This is a genomic window from Homoserinimonas sp. A447 (assembly GCF_054489325.1).
Genome location: NZ_JBTMWW010000001.1, coordinates 1,345,606 through 1,357,454, shown reverse-complemented (window position 1 = coordinate 1,357,454; position 11,849 = coordinate 1,345,606). Strand labels below are relative to the sequence as shown.

Sequence of the window (11,849 nt, the reverse complement as noted above, 5' to 3'; positions counted from 1 at the left end):
AGCCTGCCGGTGAGCCAACCGACGGCCGGGCGGGTCACGCGTAGCGCTCTTCTCGCCAAGGGTCGCCGTGCAGATTGTAGCCATTCTCTTCCCAGAAGCCCGGATTATCCTCGCCTTGCATGACAAGTCCCCGCACCCACTTGGCGCTCTTCCAGAAATAAAGGTGGGGCACAAGGAGGCGTGCCGGGCCGCCGTGTTCCGGGTCAAGCTCGTCGCCGTCGTATTCGTAGGCGATCCATGCCTGCCCGTCGAGGATTTCCTCTAACGGAAGGTTCGTGGTGTAACCACCGTAGGAGTGGGCCATCACGAATTCGAAGCCTGTCTCCACTTCGGCGAACAGGGTGTCTAATGACACTCCCCTCCAGCCGGTGCCGAGCTTTGACCAGCTAGTCACGCAATGGATGTCGACCGTAATGTCCTCGGATGGGAGAGTGAGAAATTGGTCCCAAGTCCACCGGTGGGTCTGTCCGGTTTCGGTACGGATGAAGAACTCCCAGTCCTTCGTATCGATCGAGGGGGTTGGGCCTGCCGACAGCACCGGAAAAGACTCTGTCAAATGTTGCCCAGGTGGGAGCGCAGGGTTGTCGTCGCGCCGGCGACCTCCGAAAGTGGCCATCTTCTCTCTCCCTCAAACAATTCGCATACAGATCTCTTTGCCGGCCGGCCGGTCGACGGGGTTTCGCGCATAGTCGGGGTGGAACTTTTAAAGGTAGTCCCGGTGCTCCTCTTCTTCCAGAGATCCCCGGCCGGTTCTACCTTGTTCACGTCCCGACGCGACGACGTCCTTAGGTGTCCTCAGGGGTGTATCGTCCCTCAGAAGTCGCTCCACGATAAGGGTCGGTGAACCGGACGCCAACGGCACCATCGGCGTCGGTGATCCAAGTGACGTCATAGGTGGCGCGATAGGTCGGTGGCCAGAACGACCAGAACTGCCCCTGAGCGTCCACTCCCCACTCTCCGAAGGTAGGGCGCCCGTTCTCGGTGTAGGTAGTTCGGCCGTCAGGAGTGAACACCTGAGTTGCCCCGTCGGCGTAGGTGAATGGTGCTCTCGTCAACGCTTCAGCAATGTCGCCTGCATCAATGCGGTCGCCATTCTTGATCGCAGGTCTCTCCGCTCTGGACATGACATGCTCCCTTCAGATGATGTGCCCTCTGGACGTATGCAGCGACACGGATTTCCGGTCATCGGCAGACGGCACGCATTCACTTCGCGATCGCCCCGGTGCCGTGGACGATGTCGCCGTTGAGCCCATCCGGATAGAAGCCACCGGAGCCTCCCGCCTGGGGATCGAGGTAGACGATGTTGAGGATCTCGGCTGCGCTCCGGCCAAACGTCCGACCGTACGCGTCGGTGGGAACGAGATTGGCCATGTCCTTGGTGCCGAGATCCTGATCATCGTCGATGGGGCCACTGACTGAGTTGCGAACTGCGGAGATCTTCTGCACGACGTCGAACACGGAGTCGTCTGCGAGCCCTTCGCTGAAAAGTGTGGCCCGCACGATCCCGGCGTGGTAGGCCTCGGTCGCCATCAAGCCCGCTGCTGCGTCCAGGTAGGTCTTGTTTGAGATGAACGGTGCCGCGCCCTTGAAAGCGGTGACTCCCACGTCTTCGAAGAGGAAGGCGGCGAAGAGGAAGTTGCGGTCGTTCGCGTAGGCATCGAAGATCTCTCCCGGCTTGATCAAACCCGCTGCGGTCGCCGCGGCGGTGAAGCTGTGATCGAGAGAGATCCGCGGGCGTGAAACAGCCGCGTCACCGAGTGCGTCGCGGAGGAATGCAACGTGGGCTCGCTCATCCATGGCAATCTCGCGGGCAATGTTCTTGATCAAGGGACTCCGGAAATCGACCTGACGGCCGCCGGATACCTGACCGGGCGTCCCCGTCCCTCCCACCATGTCATCGGGAAGCCCGTGCCCTGTTAAGCCACGAAGATAGAACTCGGCCTCCAGGTATTCAAGGTTGAGCGCAAAGTTCAGGATCGAAGCATCGCTGGGCCCGTCCTCGGCCGTCGCAGCCGCCGGTGCGCCGGTCGCGGCTTCGGCGACCATGTCGGTCAGCTTGACGCGGTCCGCTGTTGTCTCCGCGCTGGCGCTGATGGCATCACTGATGAAGCGGTTCTCAGACATCCTGACTCCTGCTGTTCGATGATTCCGGCCACGCCGAAGGCCGACCGCCGTGTGCTCGAATCGGCTGTCGAGACACTGCTATCTTTCTACCCCACAATGGACCCTGTCGTCCAGATTTAAAGACTGAGAGTTGCCAGTGAAGTGTGGCGTGCCACGCCCTCGATTACCAGATAGCTCAACCCAAGGAGGGCACGCTCTTGCCGATCGTACCGCGGCATCGTATTCTGGACGAAATAGTTCTGTTACTTCGTGATCGACTGATCGGCAGACAGGCCAGGATCACCGGCCGGACACGCGCCGAAGCTCGTCAATGGAGAACGCAGGAGCCATCAGCCACAAAGCCGACTGCGCTGATGCTGGATCATCCGCGACACAAGTCGGCGCACTCACCGGATTGGACTTACCGGCATGGATATCGATTCCTCAGCGTGGCTGACCGCGCTCGACGATGCCGGAACCAAACGGGACGCGGCCTTGGCCCGACTGCATGAGATGTTGCTGAGGGTGGCCGTTCGTGAGGCGTATCGCCGTGGACCGATCTTCCGCATCGGCGGACCGGAACTCGACGACCTCGCGCATCAGGCTGCCAACGATGCGATGGTCTCTTTGCTCGGGAAGCTCAGTACCTTCCGTGGAGAAAGCCGATTCACGACCTGGGCGTATCGCTTCGTGGTGCTGGAGGTCTCCAACAAACTCGGCCGCCACTTTTGGCGCAAGCCATCCGTGTCGCTCGACGCCGAGGATTGGGAACGGCTCCCTGCACGGTTCGCTGCCGACCCGCTCGCACAGGCACAGCAGCGGGAACTGATCGAAGCCGTGCGGCAAGCCATGACCGAAACGTTGACAGATCACCAACGCCATTTCTTCGTCGCGATCGTCGTCAACGGCGTTCCGATAGAAGCGATGGTGTCTCAGTCTGGATCGAATCGGGGCGCGATCTACAAGACCGTTTTCGATGCACGCCGTAAGATCCGCTCCTACCTGGCCGCTAACGGATATCTGGAGGGTGAATCGACGGCTGCCCAGCCTACTGAGCAACAGGTAGAGGTGAAAGGTCATGACCGGGTGGTGGAGGTGGGTCGAGCGATTCCTAGCCGCCGACTCGCGTGACGTCGGGTGCGATGGGGCGCGGGCTATTGTGCATGTCTATGTCGAGCTACTCGCGGCCGGAGTCGATGCTGCGGAGCACAATCCCGGAGTGGCGGCGCATCTTGCTGCATGCGAATCGTGTGCTGAGGATGTGCGCGGGCTATTGGCTGCTGTGCAAGACGATGACCTGCATCTCTAGAGGGGCGGACAATCAGGCTGCCCGTGACGCGTCAGATCGCAGTCACAGCGGGTTCTCAGGATTCTGGGACCAAAACGACTTTCTGCGGTGTTATCCCCTGTGACACCGCAGCCAGCGAAGTTAGAAAAGGAGCAATCGTGTCACACGACTACAGCAAGACTCCGGAGGCGCTCAGTCGCCTCACCGACAGCCAGTTCCGCGTCACTCAGAAGGACGGGACCGAGCCTGCATTCCGAAACGAGTACTGGGACAACCATGAGCCCGGCATCTACGTGGACGTGGTCTCCGGGCAGCCCCTGTTCTCGTCGACCGACAAGTACGAAAGCGGCACCGGATGGCCGAGCTTCACGAGACCGATAGTGGCGGATGCTGTTCGAACGAAGACGGACAAATCGCTTTGGATGACCCGCACAGAGGTGCGGTCTACCGGGGCCGACAGTCACCTCGGCCACATTTTCGATGACGGCCCCGCAGGCGCGGGCGGCCAGCGGTACTGCATGAACTCGGCCGCGCTGCGCTTCATCCCAGCCTCCGAACTCGAAGCACAAGGCTACGGCGAGTACCGCTCGCTATTCGAGACACCCGAAACTACCAACGCAGAGGAGCACGCATCATGACCAGCGGAATTATCGACACCGGGCAGATCACCCGCACATCAGACACCGAGACAGCCGTTCTCGCCGGCGGATGCTTCTGGGGTATGGAGGACCTCATTCGCCGCCAGCCCGGAGTGCTCGACACGCGCGTCGGGTACACCGGGGGCGAGAACGATTACGCAACGTACCGCAACCACCCCGGCCACGCCGAAGCCGTCGAGATCGTCTTCGACCCGACGCAGACAACCTACCGTGACATTCTGGCGTTCTTCTTCCAGATCCACGACCCGTCAACGTTGAATCGCCAGGGCAACGACATTGGGACCAGCTACCGTTCGGCAATCTTTCCGCTCACCCTCGAACAGGAGAGGGTCGCCCGGGACACGATCGCGGATGTCGATGCATCTGGGCTGTGGCCGGGCAGTGCGGTCACAACTATCGAGCCGGCGGGGCTATTTTGGGAGGCCGAACCCGAGCACCAGGACTACCTGATTACGTACCCGAACGGCTACACCTGCCACTTCCTGCGCCCGGATTGGGTGCTTCCCCGGCGCAGTGCAACCACCGCCTGACGCCTACTGTGAGGGCGCGTTCACTGCGGAAGCGATGGACGCGCCTTCAACGGTTTGGTCACGAACGGCGATGGCTGCACCCTGGCCGGAGTCTGTGGCTTGGTCCGCGGCGAACTTAACTCGCAGACAGGCTCTCGATATGTGCAAGGGCCATGTCAATCGATGTTGCCATCGGCGTGACATCGCGCGCTGTCTGGGCCAAGACGTACCCGCCCTGGACGGCACCCATAAGCCCGGTCGAAAGCTGGTCGATCGAAGCTTCGGGCGGAAGCGCACCACTGTCTTGAAGCTTGCGCAACACACCTGCCAGGAGCTCTTGCCATTCGCCAAAAAGTTGAGACAGGGTTTGGCGCGCGAGATCGTCATTATCTGAAACCTCGGAGGCCAACGTGCCGAGCGAGCAGCCGTAAGCGCCGTGCCGTAGAGCGTTGTTCTGTACCAACGCATCCCGCCAGCGTCGCAGGCCTGCGAGCGTCGAAACATGACCGAGGGCGTCGCGCTCACGAGCTATTACGCGTTCTCCTACGAGGTCGATGACGGCCCGCACGAGCGCGTCCTTTCCGTCGAAGTGATGGTACAACTGCGACTTACTCACTCCACTCGCCGCGATCACATCGTCGAGCGTGGTACCCCCGACTCCTCGGATGTACATTAGGTCAGCTGCCGCGGCGACGATCTTTGACCGTGTCTTTGCACCACGCGACGTCAGGCGTCTGCCATTGTGCAAGTCAGCGGTCGTCATCACAGGTCCATGCTACTAAGTGGGCTACTCGATCGCCGTCCTTACGCGGCAGTTACCCTCGCTTGCAGCAAAAGGCGCGAGCGCGAGGTCGAGCGCGGCGTTGAGCGGCCGCGGGTCTTGTGCAAGCTGACTCAGGGTGCTGCCTCCATGAAGCGCCGCAAGAATCAGCACGGCAGTCTTCTGGGAATCGACGTCGGCGCTCGCGGCCAGGGCGGAGGACCAGGGGGCGTCAACTGTGGTGCTGGACTGGAGCAACCGGTCCACCGTCTCGGCGATGAGCTCGCGCCACTGGTCGAGGAAGTCGGCTCGCTCGGACACCTCATCTGTTTGTTGCATTGCCAGAAAATACGGCGACTGCGGGGTCATGAGCTCCTCGACGATGCGGTGGCGCCAGCAGGCCAGCATTGCTCCGTCGGTCACTCCAGTCAGGTATGCACCTTCGCTGGCCAAGACTTCCGCGAAGTGTGTACTCATCAAACCCTCCCAACTGGTCACGCTGCTTACGCACTCTTCCATGCTATGGGACTATATAGTCCCATAGTATGGTTTAGATGGCGCTTCAGAGGCGAGGACATGGGCTATGTGCCGACACTGAACAGACTATAAGGTCCACAATTCACTCATCTGTAGGGGTATGTGGATGAGCCCAGGCAACATTGCGCCCAGCCGTGATCAGAAGGAGCAGCCGTGAGTTTCGAGACGATTCACGACAGAATTATCACCGATCCGGAGAACACCTGGGCGAGGGAGCTCGGCTACCTGCCGCTCTACGCGGCGGCGCCGGACGCGAGAATCGCTGTGATTGGCCAGGCGCCAGGCCGCAAGGCCCAGGAGAGCGGCATCGCCTGGAATGACGCTAGTGGATTCAAACTCTTCGACTGGCTCGGCGTGTCTGAGACCCAGTTCCGTGATCCCGACCTGTTCGCACTGCTTCCCATGGACTTCTACTACCCCGGCAAAGGCGCCGCCGGCGACTTGCCGCCCCGAAAGGAGTTCGCCGGTCGCTGGCACGCGCCGCTCCTCGATTTGATGCCCGAGATCCGGCTGACCATTCTGATCGGCCAGTACGCCCAACAGCACTACCTCGCAGGCTGCACCAAACGGAACCTCACCGAAACGGTTCATGCCTTCGACGAGTATCTACCGGGCATCATCCCGCTGGTTCATCCGTCTCCGCTGAATTTTCGGTGGCAGGCCCGCAACCCGTGGTTTGTCACCAACTTATTGCCCGTTGTCCGAGAGTACGTGGTCGCCGCGCTTGCCTGACCTCAGTCTGCACTCGGCGAAGACGCGCGTGCCGGACGGGGCGGGTCGTCTAGCCGCCCGCTTGTTTTGTCTCTGCTTCAATTGCGGTAGCGCATCGAGTAGAGCCGTTCGATTTGTTCCAGCGAGGCTAGTGCCGAACATGCATCCTCCGGTGGAGTGAACAGAGATCATGACGGGAGTTCCAGGTGTTGTCGCCGGAAAAGAAGAAAACAACAAGTGAGGCGATGGTGTTGCCGGGCCTAACAGGGCTAGCGGAGATCATCGTGGACCAATGGGGCGTGCCTCATATTTACGCCGCAACTACGTACGATGCCTTCAGGGTGCAGGGCTTCAACGCAGCCCGCGATCGCCTGTGGCAGATCGATTTTTGGCGACGGCGCGGCCTGGGACGGCTGTCGAGGGTGTTCGGAACCAGTCATGTCGAAAGGGATCGGGCGGCACGGCTATTCCTGTTCCGCGGTGACATGCATCACGACTGGCTCTCGTACGGTTCAGATGCAAAGCGGGCAACCACAGCCTTTGTTGAGGGGATCAACGCCTTCATCCAAATGACCCGCGACGACACCAGCTTGCTGCCTGATGAGTTCAAGGAGATCGGATACGAACCCGAATTCTGGGAACCGGAAGACGTCTCTCGCATCCGCAGCCATGGCCTCTTCTACAACGTGCGGGAGAAGGTAAATCGCGCCCTTACGATCCGCGATCATGGACCGGCGGTCGAGGAATTGCGGCGCAGACGCCAGCCGCACAACGACCTAACGATTCCTGAGGGACTGGACATCGATCTGATTCCGGATGACGTTCTCGCCGTCTATGATCTGGCAACGACCCCGCCGCCGTTCGCTACCGATGACCCCGACGCTGCCCAAGGCAAGGTTCTTCCGGAGGGAAGCAACAACTGGGTTCTGGCAGGCGGCAGGACGGCGACTGGTCGGCCCCTGCTCGCCAATGACCCCCACCGAGCCGCTGCCGCCCTTCCGGGGCTTCGCTACCTCGCTCACCTCAGCACCCCCGGTCTTGACGTTGTCGGTGGTGGAGAGCCGGGACTCCCGGGGATCAGCATCGGGCACAACGGCCAGATCGCGTTTGGACTCACGATCTTCGCGATCGACCAAGAGGAACTCTACATTTACGAGCTGAACCCTGAAAACCCCCGCGAGTACCGCTACCAAGACCGGTGGGAACCCATGCGCGTGGAACGCGAAACGATCGAGGTAAAGGATGGGGATGCCATTGAAGTGGAACTCGTGTTCACCCGCCACGGACCGCTAATACATTCCAATGAGAGAACCGGGGTCGCCTTCGCAGTGCGAGCGGCTTGGCTGGAGCCCGGCATGGCCCCCTACCTAGGAAGCATGGACTACATGCGCGCCAAGAACTGGGACGAGTTCCTCGGGGCGATGAACAGATGGGGAGCTCCTCCTGAAAATCAGCTTTACGCAGACACCGATGGCAACATTGGCTGGAAGACGGGTGGCCTTGCCCCAATTCGCCCGAACTGGGACGGCACGCTTCCGGTACCGGGAGACGGCCGGTACGAGTGGGCAGGCTTTTACGACGTTGACCAACTGCCTGGTGACTTCAACCCCGCGACCGGATGGCTTTCGACGGCAAATGAAATGAATTTGCCAGAGGACTATCCTCGCGAACGCCACATCAGCTACGACTGGTATGCACCGTACAGAAAACACCGCATTGATGAAGTTCTGGAACGGACCACGACCGCGAGTGTTGGGGACATGGTCGCACTCCAGAACGACCACCTCAGCATTCCCGCTCGTCGAATTCTCAACGTGGTCAGGGAACTGCCTATCAAGAATCCCGGCGATATAGATGGTCTGGACCTGCTTCTCAACTGGAACAACGTCCTCGGCGCGGACTCGCCGGCTGCGGCTCTGTTTGAAGTCTGGTACCGGCGTCACTTGCGGCCCGCACTGCTCGCAAGAGCGGTCAGCGAAATCACGGGTGATACCGACACGGTCGACGTCCTGAGGAGGATTGCCAATAACGAAGATCTGCTTGCAGACGCTCGTATCGACCTAGACCTGATGGAAACGCCTGGGGGCCGGCTGGGGCCCGATGCGGCGGGATTCCTCGCGGCAACAGTGGAGGTTACGCTCCCGGCGGCGGTCGCGGATGTCGAGGACCTGCTTGGGACTGACCGCAACGGGTGGGCGTGGGGCCGCCTTCACGTGACGCGTGCATCTCATCCCCTGAAGGCGATCATGCAGGGCATTGACAAGGGCAAACTGACGGCCGGCCCCCTGCCGCGCGGCGGAAGCGGCGACACTGTGGGAAACACCGCGTACGGGCCGAACTTCGTTCAAAGCGCAGGATCAACGTTCCGCATTGTTATCGACGTCGGCAACTGGGACGCTTCACTTGCGATGAACGCCCCGGGCCAGTCTGGCAACATGCAAAGTCCGCACTATACCGACTTGTTCGAGGTGTGGGCGCGAGGGGAGGCGTTTCCATTGCTCTACGCGCGCGAGAGTATCGAAGCCGCCGCCGAACACATCATCAAGCTCACACCTCCAGCCAATAAGTAAAGAGTGTGCAGCGGTAGCTTGCGACACTTCCTGCGAGGCTGCCCTCACGTTAGCGGGGCCATGTGTCGCCGCTGCGCGGATTCATCGGAAGTCTGCGTGCGCTGGCGAAAAAGAGGAAAATCCGGAGGGGCGTGGAGGAAAAGGCCTATAGGGGGTCGAAGAGTGCCCAGAGTTTTCCGCGGCTGCTTGAGTTCTTGGAACAGCCCACAATTGTGATGTCTTCAGACATTGAGGAAAGATGTCGCGAGACATCGAGGACACCCTCACCTATTCAGGTGGGGGTGTTTTTCGTTTGGGGTTGGTAATCGCGGGTGGTGTCGAGGATCAGTGCGCGGAGGAGCTGGCCGGTTTCTGTGGCGATGATCCGGATGTGTTGGTCGTGGATGAGGATCTTCACTCGGGTGCCTTTGTGTGCGCGGCCGATGCCGATGTGGTGCAGGCGTGAGTGGTAGCGGACGGTGACGGCGCCGGAGTCGTCGACGTGGTCTTCGCGGATTCGCCAGTGGCCGCCGACGGTGCCGGCTGGGCCGACCTTGGTGCGGGCGGTGTAGGCCTGTGCGGGGGTCCTGCGGTTCAGGGACCGGTGCGGGCGGATCTGGTTGTAGTAGTCCCGGAACTGATCGAGCCGGGTCTGAAGTTCCTCGATGGTGTCGGCTGGCGGTTGAGCGGCTAACCATTTCTTCAGGGTTTGCTGGAACCGCTCGACTTTGCCTTGGGTTTGCGGGTGGTTGGGCCTCCCGTTTTTCTGGGTGATGTTTAGCAGCCGTAGTTCGTTCTCGAACTTGTTGCGGCCCTTGCGGGATCGAGTGGTGAACACGAGGCCGTTGTCGGTCAGGGTGGACGCGGGCGGACCGTAGTTCTCGACGTTCTTGCGGAAGTCGTGGAGGACGGTCAGCCCGGTGACGACCGGTTGGCAGGTGATTGACAGGGCGAGGCGGGAGTGGTCGTCGAGGAAGGTGAGGATCTCGATCCCGGCTCCGCTGAGCCGCCAGTGGGTGAAGTCGGATTGCCAGGTTTCGTTGGGCAGGTCGGCTTCGAAGCGGGTGTAGGAGGAGCGGGGGCGTTTCTTCGGTTGTGGGGTGACCAGCTGGTGGCGACGCAGTACCCGCCAGATCGCCGAGGTCGCCGGGGTGCTCCCGTGCCGGTGGTGCAGATGCGCGGCGATGGTCTCGGCGCCGGCATCATGCCGCTGGACGGCCAGCTCGGTGCGCAGCGCCACGATCTCCTCTTCGAGGGCCTGGCTCAGTTGGGTGGGGCTGGTGTGAGGTCTTCGGGAGCGGGGCTCGATCGCGTCCCAGCCGCCCTCCCGGTAGCGCTTGACGAGGGTGTGCACCCATCGTCGCTGGACGCCGTAATCGGCGGCAACCACGCTCGGCGAGCGGCCCTCGAGAACGACACTGGACACGATGACCCGATTCTTCGACACAGCACCCGACTGTGCACGATGTCTCGACACATGAGCGCACTATGTCCTGACACCAGACACTGTCAGCCCGACAAAACAGAACACAAAACAAAACAAAACAAACGCGGACGCTGGATTGCCCGGCTGAAGCCGCAAGGGCGGCGCGTCGGTGAGCTGACCAGTCGTACCTTCTCGAGCTGGCGGCGTTAGATTGTTGCCAGCCTGATGTTCGAGAGCTCCGCACCGTAGTGCTCTCGGAGCCTGACTTTACGCTCCAGATCATCGATGACGGCGGGCGTGAAGTCCACGCCGTAGAGCGCCTCGCTGGAGCCAAGGCCACCGGGCGAGAACACGTTGACCTCCATCAGCTTGTCGCCCACAATGTCCAGGCCGACGAGGAACAGACCATCCGCGAGCAGTTTGGGGCGCACCGCCTCCACGATCTGCAGCATCTCGTCGGTCACCTTCACCGCTTCGGCGCTGCCGCCGGCAGACATGTTGGACCGGATGTCGGTCTCTCCGGGCCGCCGACGGAAGGCGGCGTAGACGCCGTCAACCTCGAGAGCGCGGCCGTTCATGACGAACATCCGCACGTCTCCGTCCTTGGCTTTGGGCAGGTATTCCTGTGTGACCACATAGCCGTCACGAGCGATCGCCTCCACAATCTGGGAGATGTTGGGCGCTTCCTTCAGGTTGACCAGGAACACGCCGGAGCCACCTGAGCCTTGCAGGGGCTTGAGCACGGCGTGGCCGCCCAACTCGTCAATGAACTGGCGGATGCGGTCCTCATCTCGCGAGATCAACGTTCGTGGCCGCACCACCTCGGGGAAGCGCTGAAAATATGCCTTCGACGTGGCGTCGGCCAGGGAGCCAGGATCGTTGACGATGAGCACGCCGGAGTCGGCGAGCAGCTTGCCGAATGCGATGCCGGCCGTGTTCGCCCACGGGCTCTCCTCAGCGTCCATCGCCGGGTCGGAGCGCAGCATGATTACATCGAAGTCGTTGAGCGCAACCCTCTCCCGGTCGGCCGCCTGCACGTCTTCGAGATACCGCTCCCGCGAGCGGTACGCTTTGCCAGTGCTCACGGATGCCACAATCGCCGAGAGCGACTCGTCTGGCTCGTAGCCGAAATCCCGCAACCCCATGAGGCGGGCGTCGTGGCCGAGCCGATTGGCGGTCATCGCGAGACGCGTGGTCGTGTACACGGGCTTCTCGGTGGCGATGTCGTTGACGACGAAACCGATCTTCATGGGACTCCTAAGTGGATGGTCGTGTGTGGTTGGGGAGGTTTGGGCTGCGGCGAACGA

At 61.4% G+C, this 11,849-nt stretch carries 12 protein-coding genes; 5 read left to right on the top strand and 7 right to left on the bottom strand.

Going from position 1 to position 11,849, the window contains the following annotated elements; translation table 11 throughout:
* Positions 1-34 precede the first annotated feature (34 nt).
* The 3 genes from ACX3O0_RS06610 to ACX3O0_RS06600 all read right to left on the bottom strand — a co-directional run bounded on the left by ACX3O0_RS06610 (position 35) and on the right by ACX3O0_RS06600 (position 2,124).
* Positions 35-616, bottom strand: a complete 582-nt coding sequence (locus ACX3O0_RS06610) for a sulfite oxidase-like oxidoreductase (RefSeq protein ID WP_459107201.1) — start codon at positions 614-616, stop codon at positions 35-37.
* Positions 617-785: 169 nt separating this feature from the next.
* A complete protein-coding gene (locus tag ACX3O0_RS06605; RefSeq protein ID WP_459091793.1) occupies positions 786-1,124 on the bottom strand; it encodes a hypothetical protein in 339 nt (112 codons plus the stop codon).
* A 79-nt stretch (positions 1,125-1,203) separates the two neighbouring features.
* Positions 1,204-2,124, bottom strand: a complete 921-nt coding sequence (locus tag ACX3O0_RS06600) for a ferritin-like domain-containing protein (protein ID WP_459107200.1) — start codon at positions 2,122-2,124, stop codon at positions 1,204-1,206.
* Between the two features lie 408 nt (positions 2,125-2,532).
* Between ACX3O0_RS06600 and ACX3O0_RS06595 the strand changes: the two genes are divergently transcribed.
* The 3 genes from ACX3O0_RS06595 (at position 2,533) to msrA (ending at position 4,580) form a co-directional block, all read left to right on the top strand.
* On the top strand, positions 2,533-3,234 hold the full coding sequence (locus tag ACX3O0_RS06595; protein ID WP_459091797.1) for a sigma-70 family RNA polymerase sigma factor: 702 nt from the start codon (positions 2,533-2,535) through the stop codon (positions 3,232-3,234).
* Between the two features lie 315 nt (positions 3,235-3,549).
* A complete protein-coding gene (msrB, locus tag ACX3O0_RS06590; RefSeq protein ID WP_459107199.1) occupies positions 3,550-4,029 on the top strand; it encodes a peptide-methionine (R)-S-oxide reductase MsrB in 480 nt (159 codons plus the stop codon).
* Positions 4,026-4,580 (top strand): peptide-methionine (S)-S-oxide reductase MsrA, encoded by a 555-nt coding sequence (gene msrA, locus ACX3O0_RS06585; protein ID WP_459091801.1) that lies wholly within the window; start codon positions 4,026-4,028, stop codon positions 4,578-4,580. Before msrB ends, msrA begins: the two co-directional genes overlap by 4 nt.
* Positions 4,581-4,695: 115 nt before the next feature.
* Here msrA and ACX3O0_RS06580 read toward each other — a convergent pair whose 3' ends face one another.
* Positions 4,696-5,322, bottom strand: coding sequence for a TetR/AcrR family transcriptional regulator (locus ACX3O0_RS06580; RefSeq protein WP_459092396.1), 627 nt, complete (start codon positions 5,320-5,322; stop codon positions 4,696-4,698).
* Positions 5,323-5,346: 24 nt separating this feature from the next.
* Entirely contained in the window at positions 5,347-5,796 is a 450-nt protein-coding gene (locus ACX3O0_RS06575; protein ID WP_459107198.1) for a hypothetical protein, read from the bottom strand.
* Between the two features lie 213 nt (positions 5,797-6,009).
* On the opposite strand from ACX3O0_RS06575, the gene ACX3O0_RS06570 reads away from it, so the two are divergent.
* Entirely contained in the window at positions 6,010-6,588 is a 579-nt protein-coding gene (locus ACX3O0_RS06570; protein WP_459107197.1) for a uracil-DNA glycosylase family protein, read from the top strand.
* A 185-nt stretch (positions 6,589-6,773) separates the two neighbouring features.
* Positions 6,774-9,137, top strand: coding sequence for a penicillin acylase family protein (locus ACX3O0_RS06565; protein WP_459107196.1), 2,364 nt, complete (start codon positions 6,774-6,776; stop codon positions 9,135-9,137).
* A gap of 271 nt (positions 9,138-9,408) precedes the next feature.
* Here the strand turns inward: ACX3O0_RS06565 and ACX3O0_RS06560 are convergent, their stop codons facing one another.
* Both ACX3O0_RS06560 and ACX3O0_RS06555 read right to left on the bottom strand, forming a co-directional pair.
* Positions 9,409-10,563: an IS481 family transposase gene (locus ACX3O0_RS06560; RefSeq protein WP_459107195.1), complete on the bottom strand. Its 1,155-nt coding sequence runs from the start codon at positions 10,561-10,563 to the stop codon at positions 9,409-9,411.
* Positions 10,564-10,748: 185 nt separating this feature from the next.
* Positions 10,749-11,792 (bottom strand): glutathione synthetase, encoded by a 1,044-nt coding sequence (locus ACX3O0_RS06555; protein ID WP_459107194.1) that lies wholly within the window; start codon positions 11,790-11,792, stop codon positions 10,749-10,751.
* Positions 11,793-11,849 lie beyond the last annotated feature (57 nt).